Below are 19,656 nucleotides of genomic sequence, written 5' to 3'. Positions count from 1 at the left end.
GGCGGCCAAAGCCGCCTCTTGCCACTGAAAAAAGGATTAGTTAAGCAGGTTGGTACCGAATGCCCCCAGCCAATCCTGCTCGAACTTTTCGACCGCCGCCTGCACCGCCGGAGCAACAAGGAACTGTTCGGCCACATCGACCGGCAAGGTAATGGCCTGACAGCCCGCCAACAGGCACTCCAACGCCTGCCGTGGCGTCTTGAAGCTGGCGGCCAGCACCCGGGTGCCCGGCGCATGCAGCGTCAGCAATTGCTGCAGCTCGTGCACCATTTCGATACCGTCTCCGCCCTGTGCGTCCAGCCGGTTAACGTAGGGGGCCACATACTCCGCACCGGCCAACGCCGCCAATAGCCCCTGACCGGCGCCATAAATCGCCGTACCCAGCGTAGGTATCGACATCGATTTCAGTTTTTTAATCGCCGCCAGCCCCTCGGCGGTCGCCGGGATCTTGACTACCAGGCCAGGCACTCGCTGATGAAGCAGCGCCGCCTCCGCCACCATGCGCTCGGCGTCGTTGGCCATCACTTGGGCAAACAGTTTGCCGGTACCGCCCAGTGCATCACGCAGCGCCGGCAGTACTTCCCAAATGGGTTTCCCCTCTTTAGCGACAATGCTCGGATTGGTGGTGACGCCGTGCAACGGCAGAATGCGCGCCAGGCGTTTTACTGCATTCACATCAGCGGTATCGAGATAAAGCTCCATTACGAACTCCTGAATCTTCTGTGGGCGAATTCAAACTCTCATCATAGTAGGACAAAAGAACTCATGATTTTTGATCGCAATCAAATCAATTTTCATTCAAAACAACGTTAATGGGAAAAGTAGAGCAACTGAATGGCAGAGGGTTGATGATCTTCACTTCGTGACGCTGGATAATCCGCTTTCTTTACCTCATCATCCTCTGACGCGCAGGATGATATTATGGCGCGAACAGAACATACTATTTCAACAATAAATTTTAGCGGCCGCACATTGGTAGTCGCGCATCAGGTCGATATGAATTCAAGACAACAAACAATTCTGCAGTTGGTAAACGAACGTCGAAGGATCAGCGTCAGCGATCTGTCGCGCACCACCGGGGTTTCAGAGGTCACTATCCGTCAGGATTTGAACCTGCTGGAAAAGCGCAGCTATCTGAAACGGGTGCACGGTTCCGCGCTGGCGCTGGAAAGCGACGACGTCGATGCGCGTATGATGTCCAATTTTGCTCTCAAACAGAAGCTGGCGCAGTTTGCCGCTTCGCAGGTTAACGACGGCGAAACCATCTTTATAGAAAATGGCAGTACCAATGCGCTGTTGGCGCGCTATATCGCCGAACGCAAAAGCATCACGCTGATCACCGTCAGCCACTATATCGCCAATCTACTGAAAGAGAGCGATTGTGAGGTGATAGTGCTGGGTGGCATGTATCAGAAAAAGAGTGAGACCGTGGTCGGGCCGCTGACACGCATGTGCATCCAGCAGGTTCATTTCAGCAAGGCGTTTATCGGCATTGACGGTTACCATGCGGAAACCGGCTTTACCGGCCGCGATATGATGCGCGCCGACGTGGTCAACGCCGTGCTGGCGAAGGGTATGGAAAATATCGTGCTGACAGATTCGTCCAAGTTTGGTCAGATCCAACCCAATCCGTTGGCTCAGCAAGGAAAGATTGATCGTGTGATCACCGATTCACGCCTGGAACCGGAATACCAGCATCAGTTGAAACGCCAGGGAATACGGCTGGATAGAGTCAGCGATTAAACCTCATCTGAAACGGCAGGCGGGCACCGTTCGGTTGCCCGCCTGATGATCACTGCCCGTAATAGGCGTTTTTGCCGTGCTTGCGCAGGTAGTGTTTATCCAGCAACGTTTGCTGCATATTCTCCAGACCAGGCGTGAGTTGGCGTGAAAAAATCCCCATATAGGCAATTTCTTCCAGCACCACGGCATTGTGCACCGCGTTATCCGCGTCTTTGCCCCAGGTAAACGGGCCGTGCGAATGCACCAACACTGCCGGCATGCTGGCCGGATCCAATCGCCTTTCGTGGAAGGCTTCGACAATCACCCTGCCGGTCTCCCATTCATAACGCCCGGCAATTTCCTCATCCCGCATGGTTCGCGTACAGGGAATGTCACCGTAGAAATAATCGGCATGAGTGGTGCCCCAGGCGGGAATATCCTGGCCGGCCTGCGCCCAGATGGTGGCGTGCCGCGAATGGGTGTGCACAATGCCGCCGACCGCCTCGAACTCGAGATACAATGCCCGGTGGGTATCACTGTCTGAAGAAGGTTTTTTATTGCCCTCCACCACGTTGCCGCTTTCCAGTTCCACCACCACCATATCGTCACGGGTCATTAGCGCATATTCCACCCCGGAAGGTTTGATCACCATCAGCCCTGTCTGGCGATCGATGGCGCTGACGTTGCCCCAAGTGAAGGTCACCAGATGATGGCGCGGCAATGCCAGATTCGCTTCCAATACCTGCTGTTTAAGATCGTTAAGCATTTGTCTTTCCCGGTTAAGCCTGCCTGCGAATATTGTCGGTAGGCTGGCGACGGGGCGGTATGGCATAAATCGCTGAAGACCGCGTAGGCTTCTGCTGGATGCGGAGTTCTGCGGGGTTAACGATGCTTCGCTTATAGGAAAGAAAGAGAAACAGGCGTCTGGAATTTAGGACTATTTACCTGTTTATTGATCAACGGTAGCTTATAGTGAATTTGGGCAGAGAGACCGCTTTCAACTTTTTAATGTTCTGCCTTTAACAAATAATGCCATTTTTTATATCGATACTGTATGGGAGCCGATAGCAGGCCGAATTTATGGTTCACGCCTATACTTAAAGGGCACTTCCATATAGCCAATGCTAAGGAGAAGTCATTATGATGATTATCAATAAACGTTTCGCCACCGCCGCTCTGGCACTGACTCTGGCGTTTTCACTCAGTGCCTGTTCCAACATGTCCAAACGTGACCGCAACACCGCAATTGGTGCCGGCGCAGGGGCTGTAGGCGGTGCAGTGCTGACCGATGGTAGCGCATTGGGTACGCTGGGTGGGGCCGCCGTTGGGGGCATCATTGGTCATCAGGTTGGAAAATAACCTGCAGGCCACTAATAGATACCTCTGCCGACAGGCTGGCAAAAGCGTTTTCGCTTTGACGTATTAAGCATAATAAAGATTATTTCAGGTCTGTATTACCTTTAATCCATGGTATTTTCGCCACCGATGGGCTCCGGCCCGACAGCACGACCTAAGCCATGCCGCAGCATTGCACCGCGGCATGGCACTCCGCCTGCAGGCGTTAACCGCCCGCCAGCTTGACCTTCATCCCTTTGGCTTCCAGCAACTGCTTGAGGAGATCGCGTTTATCGCCCTGGATCTCGATCACCGCGTCTTTGACCGAACCACCGCACCCGCATTTCTTTTTCAGCTCTGCCGCCAGCTTTTCAAGTGCTGCATCGTCCAAATCAATGCCGGTGATCAGGCAAACGCCTTTCCCCTTGCGCCCGCTGGTTTGGCGTTGAATGCGCACGATGCCGTCACCTTTGGCTCGTTGCGGTTTGACCTCTTCTTGCTTGATACGCCCGCTGTCGGTGGAGTAAACCAACCGGCTATTGTCGTCATTCATTTCAAGCCTCCTCAAGCCAGCGAGGCGCGAATAGCGCTCAACGTGGCGGCAGGATCGGCAGATTGGGTGATCGGACGCCCAATCACCATATAATCGACTCCGGCGGCCTGCGCCTGTACCGGCGTCATGATGCGGCGTTGATCGCCGGCTGCGCTGCCTACCGGGCGAATGCCCGGCGTGACCAATTGGAACTGACGCCCACAGACTGCTTTCAGCCGTTCGGCTTCATGCGCTGAACAGACCACGCCGTCCAGCCCGCAATCACGAGTCAGCCGTGCCAGCCGTTCAGCCTGCTCGGCCGGAGAAATGTTAATGCCAATGGCCTGCAGATCCTCCGCCTCCATGCTGGTGAGCACGGTAACGGCGATCAACAACGGCGCCTCTGCGCCATAGGGCAGCAACGCTTCTTTAGCTGCTGTCATCATTCGTGCGCCACCGCTGGCGTGGACGTTGACCATCCATACACCCAGTTCGGCCGCTGCCGCTACCGCATGGGCCGTGGTATTGGGGATATCGTGGAATTTTAAATCCAGGAATACGTCGAAGCCACGCTCGTGCAAATCTCGCACCAGCTGCGGCCCAAACAGGGTGAACATTTCTTTGCCCACTTTTAATCGACAGTCCTGTGGATTAATACGATCGGCAAACGCCAACGCGGCGCCCTTATCGGCATAATCCAGCGCAACGATGATCGGAGATGATTTTAAGTCATTGTTATTAATATTTTTTTCAGACTTCATTTCTTCTACCTTCTTTAAAATGGACATGACCAGGTAACAACCCATCAAACTGACCGCCGCATTCTACATGCCGGCCGGCAGAAATCCCAGCCACAGCGCACCCTGCCGTTAAGTAATGTTAATTCATCGTTCGTCATCAAGCGTCAATAAGCCCCCACAACCACTAGCGCAGGATGCGTAAAGCGCCGTAAAGATGCGTAAATTATCAATCAAATATTTTGAATAAAATACTCAGCATTATCAGATTTCAAATCCATACGGATGCTTTATTATTCAACACATCGGAAGCGAACTGCTTCCAACCTAAACAAACGGACTGGAGTCACCCATGAAAACCATCAAATATTTTGTAGCCGCTACTGCCATCGCCCTGACCTCTTTCGCGACCCTCGCCGCTGAACCGGTCAATTTGCAACAAGCCAACGACCTGGCGCCTGCCGGTGTAGTCTCCGCAGGCCACGCGACGACCCTGAGCAGCCTGGAAGCCAAACTGGCAGCCAAAGCAGAAGCCCAGGGCGCCAGCAGCTACCGCATTATCTCAGCCGGTGGTAACAACCTGCTGAGCGGTACCGCTGTCATCTACAAATAAGTTTTTTCGCCAGAGGGCCCGGCACGCCGGGCTCTGCCTGTTTTCCCGTCATTCCGTTCATTATTCCCGCGCCCCATGTTACATAAATATTAAATTTTTATTACACCCTAGACTCTTACTCATTACTGGCTTAGCTTGAAGGTATCTTCCCGCAGAAAGGCTTCAAAATGAGCGAGATATCTACACTAACCATCAAAATCCCTCTGGAACTCAAAGAGAAAATTCGTGCTATCGCCGCTGAGAATCAACTCTCTCTGAGCGCTGAGGTATGTCAACGCCTTGAAACCAGCTTCGACGTGCCGGTTAAAGCGGAAAAAGCCGCTAAAAAATCGGATGAGCTGCACCACGGCGAAATTGATAATCAGGGAATTGAAGAAGAAATCGAACAGCCTCTGAATCAGAAAGAATTGAAAAAGCTGCGTCAGTTGCTGAAAGGTGGCGTGAAAGCCGGCAAGAAAAAGTAATTACGTATTCTACGAAAAACGGGGCGATAATCGCCCCGTTTTTTATTGCCCATCCAGCCCTCGAATCGGCTTAACCGATGCCCAGGCCCGACATGACGGGCAATGCCAATACAGTGAATGCGCGGTAAAACCGCATTTGTGGCAACGATAGCGCGGCTTGGTACGGATTTGCTCACCCACCATGTCCCGCAACAGCAGCAGGCTCTCTTTTGCACGCCCATCTTCGGCGTCCGCCAGGTGGTAATCCATCAGGCGATAAAACACGCGCATGGTCGGATGGCGTTGTAATTGACGGTTGATATACACCTGAACCACGTCGCGCCCTTCGTGCTGTTCAATGATCTCAGCAAGCATCAGCTCGGCGGTGGCACCGGTATTTTCCTCTACGCAACGCTTGAGGAAGTCCGCCCAGTCCTGCTGATTTTCCAAATGTTGATAACATTCATGCAGCATAGGCAAGGTTTCGCTAACCAGCTCTTTATCCTGGTTCAGCACCCGCTGCAGAGACTCGACCGCTTTGGCGTATTCAGCCTGGGCCATATAGATGCGGCCGAGCATAATCGACACACGGGCGCACTGTTTATCCGCCGAGGCCGCGCGTTTCAGCAGGCTCATCGCCTTATCAAGATCGTCACTGCCCATTGCCTGTAGCGCCAGCTCACAGTAGAAATGCGCGATCTCGATACGTTGTTTGTCTTTACCCAGCTTGACCAGTTTTTCCGCCACGTCGATCGCTTTCAGCCAGTCGCTGGTTGCCTGGTGGATCACCAGCAATTGCTGCAGCGCCGAGATGCGGAAATCCTCTTCGCCGACCAACTGGCCGAACATGTCTTCCGCGCGATCGTACATGCCGGCGGCCATATAGTCGCGCCCCAGCTGTTGCACCGCCAGCAGGCGTTGTTCGAAGGTCAGGGAAGCGCTTTCCATCAGCGCCTGATGAATGCGTATTGCGCGGTCGACCTCGCCGCGCGAGCGGAACAGGTTACCCAGCGTCAGGTGGGCCTCAACGGTGGTGCTATCCTCTTTCAACATATCGAGGAACAGATCGACCGCTTTATCCTGTTGATTGGAAAGCAGGAAGTTCACCCCGGCCACGTATTCACGCGACAGACGGTTGGCTTCCTGTTGTTTATCCTGTTGAGCACTTCTGCGCCCCATGTACCAACCGTACGCGGCAGCCACGGGCAGCAACAGAAACAACAGCTCTAACATAGAAGATTATTCCTTGCTGACAACGGACTGAGCTGCCGGCTCAGCAGGTTGTTCAAGCTGCAGTTCCAGCCTCTTGATTTTGCGTTCGGCTCGCCCCAGCGCAATGCGGGTACGCAGATAGAACAGGCCGCAAATGACCCAACCGAGAACAAAACCGGCGCCAAACAACGCAGCCAACAGGGTCGATATACGATAATCACCCTGCGCAACCAGGTAATTAAAACTCACAACCTGATCGTTATGCGCGCCCAACGTGACAGAAATCACGAAAACCACCAGAACCAACAAAAAAATCAGCAAATATTTCACATTCTTTCCCGCGATGCCGAGTTAATCGGATGAATTATACCCGATGTATTTCAAGTTGCCGCCTGGCGGCGACTTGAAAGACGAAAGGTATATGCCAATGCGTGGCGTCCCTCCCATTAAGTTAGCATTTCCTATCGTGCCTGGGAAACCCTGCGGCACGATAAAACCAGATATCTGCCGGCATATTCGGCAGTAAATGGCCCCTCCAGGGAAATTAATGAGAAAGCTTCTCAAAACAATGAATTTATAAAGATATGGGGGCTGCCACAGGAATTGCAATGATTGACGAATGTAAGAGATTAATACGGCGCCTGCCCGGCGCCGCGATAAGTGACTACGTCACCTAATGTTTGCTTCCGGACGTTCTTTCCACCACTTCCTGTTGCTCCTGAGGAGGCAACGTCAGCGGACCAAACCAGCGTTGCGCCAGCCAACAAGCAATCGTCACCAGCAGCCAACTGATCAATGTCGCCATCGCCAGGTCGCGCGGCCAGTGCATGCCCAGCAGCAACCGGCTGCCCATCACTCCGGTCGCCCACAGCATCAGCAATGCGACGGTTTTATAATGGCGGCGCGGCCACAATAACCCCACACCCAGCAATGCCCAGGTGGCGGCGAACAGGGTATGCCCTGACGGGAAGGCAAAACCGGTTTCAAATTGCCAATGCTTGCTAAGCCAGACGGGCACCAGCGGCTGATCCTGCAACTGTTCCGCTACCAGCGCGCTGCGCTCTTTGCGATGCAACGAGTAAAAGTATTTTCCGTCCACGCCATGGTTTTGCTCCAGCCAGACGACAAACGGCCGCGGCTCCTGTACCCGGTCCTTGATCAGGGATTTTACGCCCTGGCCGATCAATACCGCGGCAGAGAGCAAAATGACCAGGCCGATGGCCGCCTTGAGACGAAAGCGCAGACACCAAAGAAACCAGACGGAGAGAATGACGCTGGTGATAATCCCCCACGGCGAGGTCACGGTTTCGGTCACCCAATAAAGGCCTCTCAGCACCTGTTCGTTACCGCCCGGCTGCCATTGCCAGCCGGATAGCCATACTGCCAGCGGCATCAGCAACAGCACTATCGCACCCGCTGCCGTGCGTTTCGCTATCTCAAACATTCCACGTTTCCTTTGTTTTAGCCAAGGGTCAGTGTAACAATCTTGCAATATCGATAACACTCGAAAAATTAAACAGATAAAAAACCTATCGCAATAATAATGGGCTGAAAACGCCGGATGCTGGTTTGCTGAGCACCGCAGGGCAAGAAGTTATGGCAAAATAGCCGATAATTAACGAAATAGAGATCGTCGTTGCACGTTTTAATACTGGTCAGGTCACTGCGTCGGACGTAGGATGCGCAACAATGATTGAATCGGATGTGTTTGTGGAGAGCAACATGCAGCTTAAACGGGTGGCAGAGGCAAAACTGCCAACACCTTGGGGCGATTTCCTGATGGTAGGATTCGAAGAACTGGCTACCGGGCACGATCATCTGGCGCTGGTCTTCGGTGATATTGCCGGCTCGACGCCGGTACTCTCACGCGTACATTCTGAATGTCTGACCGGCGACGCGTTATTCAGCCTGCGCTGCGACTGCGGTTTTCAACTGGAAGCCGCGCTGGAACATATCGCGGAAGAAGGCCGCGGCATCCTGCTCTACCACCGCCAGGAAGGTCGCAATATCGGTTTGCTGAACAAGATCCGCGCTTATGCCCTGCAGGACAAGGGGGCCGATACCGTAGAGGCCAACCATCAACTCGGCTTTGCCGCTGACGAACGTGATTTCACCCTGTGTGCGGACATGTTCAAATTGCTGGGCGTGGACGCGGTGCGTTTGTTGACCAACAACCCGAAAAAGGTGGAGATCTTGACCGAGGCGGGAATCAACATCACCGAGCGCGTACCCTTGATCGTCGGCCGCAATCCAAAAAATGAACGCTACCTGGCGACCAAAGCCGCCAAAATGGGCCATTTGCTGGACCAGAAGTAATTTCCCTCCCAAAAATCAGGGCGCCATAAAAGGCGCCCTTCTTATTACCGCATTCTTACAACATTTTCCTGATCACATAGTGCAGGATGCCATCGTTCTCGTAATAGGTCAGTTCATTGCCGGTATCGATACGGCAACGGGTATTAACCACGTCCTGGCGACCGTCCGCGTAAGTGATATGCACTGGCACCGTCTGCCCCGGTTTCAGCGTTTGCAAGCCACTTACGCTGATCTGCTCATCCCCGCTCAGCCCCAGCGTTTTGCGGTTGACGCCTGCCGGGAACTCCAGTGGCAGAATGCCCATACCGATCAGATTGGAGCGATGGATACGCTCAAAGGACTCGGCAATCACCACACGAACCCCCAGCAAGCGAGGCCCCTTCGCCGCCCAATCGCGGCTGGAGCCGGAGCCGTACTCTTTCCCGGCAATGACCGCCAGTGGCACCTGCTCCTGCTGATACTGCATCGCAGCATCGTAGATCGGCAGCTGATTTTGCGAAGGAATATGGCGGGTGTAACCCCCTTCAACTCCCGGCACCATTTCGTTGCGGATGCGGATATTGGCAAAGGTGCCGCGCATCATCACTTCATGGTTACCGCGGCGCGAGCCGTATGAGTTAAAGTCCTGGGCCGCGACACCGCGATCGCTCAGGTAGCGTCCCGCCGGGCTGTCGCGCTTGATATTCCCCGCCGGGGAGATGTGGTCGGTGGTCACGGAATCCGCCAGAATGGCAAGAATGCGCGCATTCTTGATATCCTGCACCGGGTCCGGTTTCACCTGCATGGTGCTGAAGAACGGCGGGTGGCGAATATAGGTGGAATCGGCCTGCCACTGATAAGTGGCCGAACCGGCAACCTGAATCGCCTGCCAATTGGCGTCACCGTCAAACACCGCGCCATATTCCTTGTGGAACATTTCGGTGCGAACCTGCTCCACCGCCAGAGCGATGTCCTGGCTGCTCGGCCAGATATCCTTCAGATAAACCGGCTTGCCGTCACGCCCGTCACCTAGCGGCTCTTTGGTCAGATCAATCTTCATGCTTCCGGCCAGTGCATAGGCTACCACCAGCGGCGGCGAGGCCAGCCAGTTGGTTTTCACCAGCGGGTGGATGCGCCCTTCGAAGTTGCGGTTACCCGACAGCACAGCGCCAACGGTAAGATCGCCCTCTTTGATCGCCTGCTCGATGGGTTCAGGCAATGGTCCGGAGTTGCCGATACAGGTGGTACAACCATAGCCCACCAGATTAAAACCCAGCTCTTCAAGGTATGGCGTCAGCTTGGCGCTGTCGAAATAGTCGGTGACCACCTTGGAGCCAGGCGCCAACGAAGTCTTCACCCAAGGCTTGGTCCGCAGCCCTTTGTTCACCGCATTCTTCGCCAACAGGCCGGCGGCCATCATCACGCTGGGATTAGAGGTGTTGGTGCATGAAGTGATCGCTGCAATCACTACCGCGCCATTGTGCAGTTCGTGTTCCCGACCACTGAGAGTAAAGGTTTTAAATTCCGATTTGCTCTTTTGGCTGCCGATGTCCAATTCTGTTGCGGCATTAAACGCCCTCGGCACATCCGGCAACGCCACGCGATCCTGCGGGCGTTTCGGCCCGGCGAGACTGGCCACTACCGTCGACATATCCAACGCCAGCGTGCTGGTAAACACCGGTTCATCGCCTGGATGTCGCCACATGCCCTGCACTTTGGCGTAGGCTTCCACCAACGCAATTTGCTCATCGCTGCGGCCACTCAACTTCATATAGCCAAGCGTGACCTCATCTACCGGGAAGAAACCGCAGGTAGCGCCAAACTCCGGCGACATATTGGCGATGGTCGCCCGATCGGCCAGTGGCAGGCTGGCCAGCCCATCGCCGTAGAATTCAACGAATTTACCTACTACACCGTGCTTACGCAGCATCTGGGTTACCGTCAACACCAGATCGGTGGCGGTGATGCCTTCGCTGAGTTTGCCCGTCAGCTTGAAACCCACCACGTCCGGGATCAGCATGGAGACCGGCTGACCAAGCATCGCCGCTTCGGCTTCGATACCGCCGACGCCCCAGCCGAGAATGCCCAGGCCATTAATCATGGTGGTGTGAGAGTCGGTGCCGACCAGGGTGTCCGGGTAGGCAACGTGCCTGCCGCTTTCGTCGGTATGCCACACCGTCTGGCCGAGGTATTCCAGGTTGACCTGATGACAAATACCGGTACCCGGCGGCACCACGCGGAAGCGGTTGAAGGCTTTCTGCCCCCAACGCAGGAAAGTGTAGCGCTCGTGATTGCGCTCCATTTCGATACGCACGTTTTCTTCAAACGCATCATCGTCACCAAACTCATCCACGGTGACCGAGTGGTCAATCACCAGATCAACCGGCGACAGCGGATTAACCTGGTCAACATTGCCCCCCAACCGCTGCACCGCTTCGCGCATGGCGGCCAGATCCACCACCGCAGGCACGCCGGTAAAATCCTGCATCAACACGCGCGCCGGGCGGTAGGCAATTTCGCGATCGGCATGGCCGGTTTGCAACCAATCGACTATGGCTTTCAGGTCATCAACCTGTACGGTGTCGCCATCAACATGGCGCAGCAGGTTTTCCAACAGCACTTTCATCGATTTTGGCAGCCGGTCGATATCACCCAACTGTTTCGCCGCCAGCGGCAGACTGTAGTAGTAATACTCGCTGTTCAGCGCAACCAGCTTATCCAGACTCATTTCTCGAAGATCGGACGACATAGCTCCTCCATTTCTTATTATGACTAAAACAGGGTAATCACTGAGGTCTTGTTTAAAGATACCACATAGAGAAATTAACGTTTTGATAACAACACGTTTTGATCAGAACGATAGGCAGAAGCAATCAAGTGAGCGAAGTGACGTTGGCTCAATAAGTTAATCGCCAATGTTTATTGAACCCTGACAGGGCCCGAACAAAGTGCCTCTCCTTTCCCTCGACGCTAATCTTCCCAGGCAAAGTCATGCAGCAGGTACAGCCATCAGGACGCCCTACCTTGCATATCAATTTTTCATTACCCAGGAAGAAAAACATGGCCGAGACTAAAATCAATACCCTTGCGAATGTGGCTGAATTAAGGGCTACAGAACCAGAATCAGAGGGTCAGGTGATTCTGTTACGTGGCACTGCCGATCGCGTGCTTTTCTATGTCTATAAAGCGAGCGACAACACGTCTGATGACGGTACATTGACCGTAGTCACTCAGGCGGGCAAACGCTGGCGTCTGGTTAGAGACGGTAATACGCTCGAACTTGCCTGGTTTAAGACCGCCAATAACAGTTGGGACCAGGCAATGGATGCATTGCTCAACCATGCATCGACTATCAACGGGAATGCAGCCAAAATTGTGTTTCCGCGTGGAACAGTGAATTTTAAAAAACCTATAGTGCTGGATTACAGCAAAGATTGGTTTTTGGAAGGGCAAGGCGGCCACGGCGCTTCAGGTACCGTGCTCGACTTTAATATTCCTCGCAGCGCAGGCTATGGCGACTACGGTGCGATTCATTGCTGGGGCGAACCTTTTGGGTTCCAGCAACTCACTCTGCGCAACCTGATGGTGCAAGGGATTGGCACCAGCATCGTTGATCCCACCCAAGACGAAAAAGGTCGGGCATACTGCCACGGAGTCTATTGTCGTACCATTGCTACCATGTGGGAGGATGTCGCCATACAAAACTTCCGCGGTTCAGCGTTGTACCTCGACAATGCCTTCGATAACAACTTCAACCGGGTTTCCGTTTTTGCCTCTGGCCGTATGAAGGACGGTTACAGCTACGCCAACCTTGATGATGTTGCCAACCCAGATGCTACCGCTTATCCACCACTGTTAATCATGAGTACCCGCCCAGGTGATCAAAGTAATTTTAACCGCTTTTTTGACGGTTCTATCGAGCTGAACAACGTTACACCGTTTGTTGAAGTCCGTGGAGGCATTCAAATGCATTTTACGCGAATGCATGCTGAACGCCCTGGTGGGGGTGATGCTGAAGGTCATTGGCCATTAGGGACCTTCATCAAAGTGGGGGGTGAGATTTGGCTAACCGAATGCGGCATTAGCAATTTCACGCGCGCCGTTTCTTACGGTCCATACGCTCAAATGGTGATCAATGGTTGTAATCGACTTTCGGGTGATATTTATCCTTACGATACGACAACGATTGGCAACGGTCGTATCAAACTCGATAACACCCTCTGCAGCGGTTTGTATATCTCAGGCAATATTCAGGGCGATTATCAAATCAGCAACAGCGTGCTGAATTACCTGAGGACAGTTGTGATGTCGGGTTCAACTCTGGTTACCAACTGCAGGATCAACGGCGATGTGACGGTCGCAGCAGCAACAGGTGCACCGCTTGGTTCCGCTGGCGGACTCAAGATTAGCAATAGCCAGATTACCGGTAGCCTGATCGCTGGAACAACGGCACAGCGAGTTAGCGTTGCCGGCTGCCATATTTTCGGCGATCTGACGTTGCCGGGCGCCAATTGCAGCGCAGTGCATAACGTGGTGATCGGGAATGAATCCATTGCTGCTACGGGAAATAACATCAGCATCGGCAAAACCTCGCCAGCCATTATTTACGTTGATAACAGCTACACCGAAATTAGCGGCATCATTCAAAAAGGAGCGCTAATTCTGAAGCGTGAAGCGTTGGCAAACCAGTCACCAGGTTGGGTTTGTACATTCAGCGGCGCTAACGGCTCAGGACTGAAAGTGGCGCCATTAGCCACTTTGGGGGCAGAGGTTTGACATTCCAGCAACCTGCTTTTCAAGGGGTTTCCAGTGTGAGCAGGGACTTTTTGACCGGCTATGGGATTGCCAACTTATTGATTACCGATACGCAGTAATAAAGCAAAACGGGAGGGGTTATCCTCCCGTTTCGCTAAGTGAAAGTCGCTATTCGGTATTTACTTAATCGGCAGCTTGATGTCCTTGAACATCGCTTCGATTTCTTCGTTCGATCGCAGTGCCACGGCATTGTCGACCACGTCGCGGGTCAGGTGCGGTGCAAAGCGCTGGATAAAATCGTACATGTAGCTACGCAGGAAAGTGCTGCGACGGAAGCCGATTTTGGTGGTGCTGTAGGTGAAGATATCGCGCGCATCCACAGTCACCAGATCCGGATCCTGCACCGGATCCACCGCCATGCTGGCGATAACCCCAACCCCTAGTCCCAAGCGCACATAGGTTTTAATCACATCGGCATCTGTTGCGGTAAATACGATACGTGGCGTCAGGCCGGCGCGGTTGAACGCCGTGTCCAGTTCAGAACGCCCGGTAAAGCCGAAGGTATAGGTAACTATGGGGTACGCCGCCAATTCTTCAATGGTGACATGGCTTTTGCCGGCTAATGGGTGATCGGGTTTCACTACCACCGCACGGTTCCAATGGTAACAAGGCAGCATGATCAAATCGTCGTAAAGATGCAGCGCTTCGGTGGCAATGGCAAAGTCCGCGTTGCCTTTGGATACCGCTTCTGCAATTTGTGTCGGCGACCCCTGGTGCATGTGCAACGACACGCGCGGGTAGCGCTCGATAAAGCCTTTGATGACGTTGGGCAGCGCGTAACGCGCCTGAGTATGAGTGGTAGCGACGTACAGCGAACCTTTATCTGGATAGGTGTGCTCGCCGGCAACGGCTTTGATCGCGTCCACTTTAGACAGAACCTCACGCGCGATGCGGATGATTTCCTGGCCTGCCGGGGTGACCTGAGTAAGGTGTTTTCCGCTGCGAGCGAAAATCTGGATACCCAACTCATCTTCCAGCATTCGCACTTGCTTGCTGATACCGGGTTGTGAAGTGTAAAGCCCTTCTGCCGTCGAGGAGACATTCAGGTTGTGGTTAACCACTTCCACAATGTAACGAAGCTGCTGCAATTTCATATCTTATACCATCCTAGGTTAAACACTGCGGCTTACCCGCAGCCAGGTATATCGGTGTCGCCCCGGTATGCTGAAAACTGACAAGCCTTAACACAGTGTCTTACCCAGATGCTGAAGAAAACGCCGTTATTAATAAGCTTTAATCATAAAAAAACTTTTTATATAACCACTATATCACGTAGCCGCTTCAAGTATAGATCCACGTCACACCATGATAACGATTATTTTGCATTGCTATCAACGTGAAACCCAGTCTCAGGGACCGGGAAAATAGACCCGCCCCCGTTTAGGCAACAAAAAACCAGCCACGAGGGCTGGTTTTTATTATTGCGTCCACATTGCGGATTTACTTTTTGCCTTCCACCCATTTGCCATCAACGTAGAAAGCGGACCAGCCAGTGGCCTTGCCGTCTTTCTCTGAAGAGACATACTGCTGTTTGGTTTTACGGCTGAAGCGCACCATCGTTTTGTTGCCTTCGCCATCCGCCACCGGCGCATCCGCCAGGTAACGCAGTTTTTCCGGCAGACGATCCTTGAAACGGGCCAGCTCTTCTACCAGCGGCGCACGAGTTTCGCGCGATTTAGGGAAGGTGTTGGCCGCCAGGAACACGCCGGCAGCACCGTCGCGCAGCACAAAGTAAGCGTCTGACTTTTCGCATGGCAACTCCGGCAACGGAACCGGATCTTCCTTCGGCGGCGCAACATCGCCGTTACGCAGGATCTTACGGGTGTTTTTGCACGTCTCATTGGTGCAACCCATGTACTTACCGAAGCGCCCCATTTTCAGGTGCATTTCGGAACCACATTTGTCGCACTCAACCACCGGGCCATCGTACCCTTTCAGACGGAATTCGCCCTCTTCGATTTCATAGCCGTCACACGCCGGGTTGTTACCGCAGACGTGCAGCTTGCGCTGGTTATCGATCAGGTAGCTGTCCATCGCCGTGCCGCATTTCTGGCAACGATGACGAGCACGCAACGCGTTGGTTTCTGCATCATCCCCTTCGAGGATGTTCAGCACTTCCGTTTCCGGTATCAGGTTAATGGTGGTTTTGCAGCGCTCCTTCGGCGGCAGCGCATAGCCGGAACAACCGAGGAACACACCGGTACTGGCGGTTCGGATACCCATTTTACGGCCGCAGGTCGGGCAGTCAATGCTGGTCATGACCATCTGATTCGGGCGCATGCCGCCGTCTTCAGGATCTTTCTCCGCCGTCTCCAGCTGTTCGCTGAACTCGGCAAAAAACTCATCCAGCACCGCTTTCCACTCGGCGTGATTATTGGCTACCTGATCAAGGCCATCTTCCATGCGAGCTGTAAAGTCATAATTCATCAACTCGCGGAAGTTTTCTTCCAGACGGTCGGTAACGATCTCACCCATTTTCTCGGCATAGAAACGACGACTTTCGACCCGTACATAGCCACGATCCTGAATGGTCGAGATAATCGACGCATAAGTCGATGGACGGCCGATACCGCGTTTTTCCAGTTCTTTCACCAGCGAGGCCTCGCTGTAACGCGCAGGCGGCTTGGTGAAGTGCTGGCTCGGGATCAGCTTTTGCAGTTCCAGATCGCTGCCGACTTCGACGTACGGCAAAGTGCGGTCTTCATCACCCTTGCGCAAGGCAGGCATCACTTTGGTCCAGCCATCGAAGCGCAGCGTACGGCCTTTGGCGCGTAACTGATAATCACCGGCCTTCACTGACAGCGTAGTGGAATCGTACTGCGCCGGCGTCATCTGACAGGCCACAAACTGGCGCCAGATCAGTTGATACAGCTTTTGCGCATCCGCTTCCATGTCTTTCAACTGCTCGGACAGCACGTTCACGTCCGACGGACGGATAGCTTCGTGCGCTTCCTGCGAGTTTTCTTTGCTGCTGTACTGATTTGGCGCTTTCGGCAGGTACTTGTCGCCGAAATTGTCGCCGATATAGCCACGCACCATGTTGAGCGCATCCTGGCTCAGGTTGGTGGAGTCGGTACGCATATAGGTGATGTGGCCGGCTTCATACAACCGCTGTGCCATCATCATGGTTTTCTTCACGCCAAAACTCAGCCGGGTGCTGGCCGCCTGTTGCAACGTAGAAGTAATGAAAGGCGCGCCAGGCTTGCTGCTGGTAGGTTTGTCTTCGCGATCCAGCACCGTATACCGGGCTTTCTCCAGAAGTTTAAGGGCAGCATGAGTCTGCTCACGGTTAACCGGTTTGAACGGTTTGTCGTGGGCATGCGTCACTTCCATCTGCAGCGCGGTATCATTCTTCGCCAGCAGATCGGCGTGCAGCTCCCAGTACTCTTCCGGCACAAAGGCTTTGATGTCGCGCTCACGCTCCACCACCAACCGTACCGCAACAGATTGCACTCGACCGGCTGACAGGCCGCGGGCAATTTTCTTCCACAGCAGCGGCGATACCATGTAACCCACTACGCGGTCCATAAAGCGACGCGCCTGCTGTGCGTTAACACGATCGATATTCAACTCACCCGGCTGTTTGAAGGCCTGTTGGATCGCATTCTTGGTGATTTCATTGAACACCACGCGGCTAAAGCGTTTGTCATCACCGCCGATCACTTCCCGCAGGTGCCAGGCAATGGCTTCCCCTTCGCGGTCAAGGTCGGTTGCGAGATAAATATGGTCGGCGTTTTCCGCTAACGATTTTAACTCTGCGACAACTTTTTCTTTACCTGGCAGAATTTCATAATCCGCTTTCCAGCCATGATAAGGATCGACGCCCATCCGATTTACCAGCGCCGTTTTCTCATCTTTTTTAACTTTCTTCTTGGCTTTGTCTTCGGTTGAGTCAGCGCTCTTTTTGCTGGCTGAGCCACTGGTCGGCAAATCACGGATATGACCGACGCTGGACTTCACCACGTAGTCATTACCTAAGTATTTATTAATAGTTTTGGCTTTTGCCGGGGACTCAACTATTACGAGAGCTTTACCCATATTTACCTTTACCTAAATTTGTTTCTTCTAAAAAGAAGTCTTTTATCTCGCCGTGCCGCAGCGATTCATATCTCTTTTTTATATTGCGGCAGTCTGGCAAGAGATCAACATGTTTTTTTCTATTGGTTGCTTAACTGCTCAACCTGAGTGCAAGTTGTTGATCCTGCCGACTATTCACTCATGCCCCAGAAGTATGGCTGTGTGAGACTCATTCATGGCGTAAACAAAAGCTTCCACCCGACGCCGCAAAATCCCACACTGTACCTGATAAAAAGCGTCACGCAACCTAATTAGCACGGAAACAGAGATTTCGCCAATCGATGGATACCGTTAGCCATCCAGATGGCAAATAAACCTTAGTCTGTTTGCGGATAAATGCGAACCGGCGTTAGAATACGCGCAGAATTTATGATTGGAGTGTAATAATGCGCATTAATACCACCCCCATTGGCCGCGAGGCCTTGCTGCAGGAAGCAAATAACATTATTCGACAGCATAGCGATTATCTGCAAGGCATGGTGGCCAACGATGTTGAACAAAAAGGCAGCGTTTTAGTTTTTCGCGGCGAATTCTTTTTGGATCAGGATGGATTACCTACGGTAAAAACCACTGCAGTATTTAATATGTTTAAACATTTGGCCCACGTGCTTTCCGAAAAATATCATTTGGCTGATTAAGCAAAAAAACGGGGGTTTTAGCCCCCGTGGTGATTAATCAAAAGTGCTTAAAGCAGCGGTTTTTCACCACGCTGCCACCAGCGCAGCAACAAACGATCGACACTTTCCGCCGCGCTGCCGGTAAAACGGTCCATCAGACGTTTACGACGCGCATAGCGCACCCCGACCACTTCGTGATTTTCCATTTCGGCGATCACCAGATCGTCACTGGTGCCAATCGCATCAATCAGCCCTTTATCTTTCGCCTGAGAGCCAAACCAGTGCTCGCCGGTCGCCACGCTGTCGATATCCAGCGAAGGCCGCTGCTGGTGCACAAACTCTTTGAACAGTTCATGGGTTTCATTCAGATCTTCACGGAATTTCTCGCGCCCCTGCTCGGTGTTTTCACCAAACAGAGTCAGCGTGCGTTTGAACTGGCCGGCAGTATGCAGTTCCACATCAATATCGTTCTTTTTCAACAGGCGATGGAAATTGGGGATCTGCGCCACTACGCCGATTGACCCTATGATGGCAAAGGGTGCCGCGACGATGCGATCCGCCACGCAAGCCATCATATAACCACCACTTGCCGCCACTTTGTCCACCGCTACCGTCAACCGGATCCCACCAGTGCGCAAGCGGGCCAACTGCGATGCCGCAAGGCCATAACCGTGCACTACCCCACCCGGGCTTTCCAACCGCAACAGAACCTCGTCCTGCGGCGTTGCCACCGCCAGCACCGCCGAGATTTCCTCACGCAGAGAAGTCACTTCATGGGCATCCATACTGCCTTTGAAATCGAGCACATACAGACAAGGTTTGGTCGCTTCGACCGCACCGGCCTTAGCGCGCTGTTTTTTCAGTTTATCGTCGGCTTTTGTCTGCTTTTTAAACTGTTTGCTCCAGGTCTTTTGTTCCGCATCGCCCATACGCGCCAGGCGCATGTCGCGTTGCATCTCCCGATATTGCTCGCCGAGATCGGTAAGCTGCAATTCCCCTTTGTGCCGGGCCTTGCGTTGCCCAATGCTGACCGCCAGCAACGCCAGCGCGGCGATGGCAATCACTACCGTCGCGACTTTGGCCAGAAACAGGCCGTAAACAGATATAAACTCCACAGATTCCGCCTTTATTTACAGGTTGTTAGTATGATCTCATTCATTCTAGCCAACCGACGCTGTGGCTGTCGCGGCTAAATAAAAATTCCTTGTGATGCCTCTGTACTATGTGGGCGCTTTTTGACTTAACCAAGCTACCGCTG

General features: G+C 53.3%; 18 protein-coding genes. 7 read left to right on the top strand and 11 right to left on the bottom strand.

What is annotated here, in order from left to right; genetic code table 11:
• Positions 1-36 precede the first annotated feature (36 nt).
• On the bottom strand, positions 37-702 hold the full coding sequence (gene fsa / locus QZQ97_RS04520; RefSeq protein ID WP_311992426.1) for a fructose-6-phosphate aldolase: 666 nt from the start codon (positions 700-702) through the stop codon (positions 37-39).
• A gap of 294 nt (positions 703-996) precedes the next feature.
• Here fsa and QZQ97_RS04515 point away from each other — a divergent pair, with 294 nt between their 5' ends.
• Positions 997-1,743 (top strand): DeoR family transcriptional regulator, encoded by a 747-nt coding sequence (locus QZQ97_RS04515; RefSeq protein ID WP_311992424.1) that lies wholly within the window; start codon positions 997-999, stop codon positions 1,741-1,743.
• A gap of 49 nt (positions 1,744-1,792) precedes the next feature.
• On the opposite strand, the gene araD is transcribed toward QZQ97_RS04515, so the two are convergent.
• Complete coding sequence (gene araD / locus QZQ97_RS04510; protein ID WP_311992423.1) at positions 1,793-2,488, bottom strand: L-ribulose-5-phosphate 4-epimerase; 696 nt, start codon at positions 2,486-2,488, stop codon at positions 1,793-1,795.
• 374 nt (positions 2,489-2,862) lie between these two features.
• Here araD and osmB point away from each other — a divergent pair, with 374 nt between their 5' ends.
• Entirely contained in the window at positions 2,863-3,081 is a 219-nt protein-coding gene (osmB, locus tag QZQ97_RS04505) for an osmotically-inducible lipoprotein OsmB (protein ID WP_004945176.1), read from the top strand.
• 202 nt (positions 3,082-3,283) lie between these two features.
• On the opposite strand, the gene yciH is transcribed toward osmB, so the two are convergent.
• Positions 3,284-3,610, bottom strand: a complete 327-nt coding sequence (gene yciH, locus QZQ97_RS04500) for a stress response translation initiation inhibitor YciH (RefSeq protein WP_006317152.1) — start codon at positions 3,608-3,610, stop codon at positions 3,284-3,286.
• 11 nt (positions 3,611-3,621) lie between these two features.
• Positions 3,622-4,350, bottom strand: coding sequence for an orotidine-5'-phosphate decarboxylase (gene pyrF / locus QZQ97_RS04495; RefSeq protein ID WP_311992422.1), 729 nt, complete (start codon positions 4,348-4,350; stop codon positions 3,622-3,624).
• Between the two features lie 328 nt (positions 4,351-4,678).
• On the opposite strand from pyrF, the gene bhsA reads away from it, so the two are divergent.
• Both bhsA and QZQ97_RS04485 read left to right on the top strand, forming a co-directional pair.
• Entirely contained in the window at positions 4,679-4,939 is a 261-nt protein-coding gene (bhsA, locus tag QZQ97_RS04490) for a multiple stress resistance protein BhsA (RefSeq protein ID WP_311992421.1), read from the top strand.
• 167 nt (positions 4,940-5,106) lie between these two features.
• Positions 5,107-5,403 carry an Arc family DNA-binding protein gene (locus QZQ97_RS04485; protein ID WP_311992420.1) on the top strand — a complete coding sequence of 99 codons (297 nt, stop codon included), beginning with the start codon at positions 5,107-5,109 and terminating at the stop codon, positions 5,401-5,403.
• 42 nt (positions 5,404-5,445) lie between these two features.
• On the opposite strand, the gene lapB is transcribed toward QZQ97_RS04485, so the two are convergent.
• From lapB to pgpB, 3 genes are all read right to left on the bottom strand, one after another.
• Positions 5,446-6,615, bottom strand: coding sequence for a lipopolysaccharide assembly protein LapB (gene lapB, locus QZQ97_RS04480; RefSeq protein WP_311992419.1), 1,170 nt, complete (start codon positions 6,613-6,615; stop codon positions 5,446-5,448).
• A gap of 6 nt (positions 6,616-6,621) precedes the next feature.
• The gene (locus QZQ97_RS04475) at positions 6,622-6,924 is read right to left on the bottom strand and encodes a LapA family protein (protein ID WP_020439141.1); all 303 of its coding nucleotides are present in this window, start codon (positions 6,922-6,924) and stop codon (positions 6,622-6,624) included.
• A gap of 343 nt (positions 6,925-7,267) precedes the next feature.
• Positions 7,268-8,038 carry a phosphatidylglycerophosphatase B gene (gene pgpB, locus QZQ97_RS04470; protein WP_311992418.1) on the bottom strand — a complete coding sequence of 257 codons (771 nt, stop codon included), beginning with the start codon at positions 8,036-8,038 and terminating at the stop codon, positions 7,268-7,270.
• Between the two features lie 278 nt (positions 8,039-8,316).
• Between pgpB and ribA the strand changes: the two genes are divergently transcribed.
• Complete coding sequence (gene ribA / locus QZQ97_RS04465; protein ID WP_311993869.1) at positions 8,317-8,910, top strand: GTP cyclohydrolase II; 594 nt, start codon at positions 8,317-8,319, stop codon at positions 8,908-8,910.
• Positions 8,911-8,965: 55 nt separating this feature from the next.
• Here ribA and acnA read toward each other — a convergent pair whose 3' ends face one another.
• Complete coding sequence (gene acnA / locus QZQ97_RS04460; protein WP_311992417.1) at positions 8,966-11,638, bottom strand: aconitate hydratase AcnA; 2,673 nt, start codon at positions 11,636-11,638, stop codon at positions 8,966-8,968.
• 311 nt (positions 11,639-11,949) lie between these two features.
• Between acnA and QZQ97_RS04455 the strand changes: the two genes are divergently transcribed.
• Complete coding sequence (locus QZQ97_RS04455; protein WP_311992416.1) at positions 11,950-13,665, top strand: hypothetical protein; 1,716 nt, start codon at positions 11,950-11,952, stop codon at positions 13,663-13,665.
• Between the two features lie 158 nt (positions 13,666-13,823).
• Here the strand turns inward: QZQ97_RS04455 and cysB are convergent, their stop codons facing one another.
• Together cysB and topA are read right to left on the bottom strand one after the other, a co-directional pair.
• Positions 13,824-14,798 (bottom strand): HTH-type transcriptional regulator CysB, encoded by a 975-nt coding sequence (gene cysB, locus QZQ97_RS04450; RefSeq protein ID WP_311992415.1) that lies wholly within the window; start codon positions 14,796-14,798, stop codon positions 13,824-13,826.
• Between the two features lie 346 nt (positions 14,799-15,144).
• Positions 15,145-17,742 (bottom strand): type I DNA topoisomerase, encoded by a 2,598-nt coding sequence (topA, locus tag QZQ97_RS04445; protein ID WP_006321120.1) that lies wholly within the window; start codon positions 17,740-17,742, stop codon positions 15,145-15,147.
• A 425-nt stretch (positions 17,743-18,167) separates the two neighbouring features.
• Here topA and QZQ97_RS04440 point away from each other — a divergent pair, with 425 nt between their 5' ends.
• Entirely contained in the window at positions 18,168-18,419 is a 252-nt protein-coding gene (locus QZQ97_RS04440; protein WP_119802578.1) for a YciN family protein, read from the top strand.
• Between the two features lie 47 nt (positions 18,420-18,466).
• Here the strand turns inward: QZQ97_RS04440 and sohB are convergent, their stop codons facing one another.
• Positions 18,467-19,513: a protease SohB gene (gene sohB / locus QZQ97_RS04435; RefSeq protein ID WP_311992414.1), complete on the bottom strand. Its 1,047-nt coding sequence runs from the start codon at positions 19,511-19,513 to the stop codon at positions 18,467-18,469.
• Positions 19,514-19,656: the final 143 nt, after the last annotated feature.

It is taken from the genome of Serratia sp. root2, assembly GCF_031931805.1.
Classification (GTDB): domain Bacteria; phylum Pseudomonadota; class Gammaproteobacteria; order Enterobacterales; family Enterobacteriaceae; genus Serratia; species Serratia inhibens.
The sequence above is the reverse complement of the archived record's forward strand: the minus strand, read 5'-3'. Positions and strand labels throughout refer to the sequence as shown.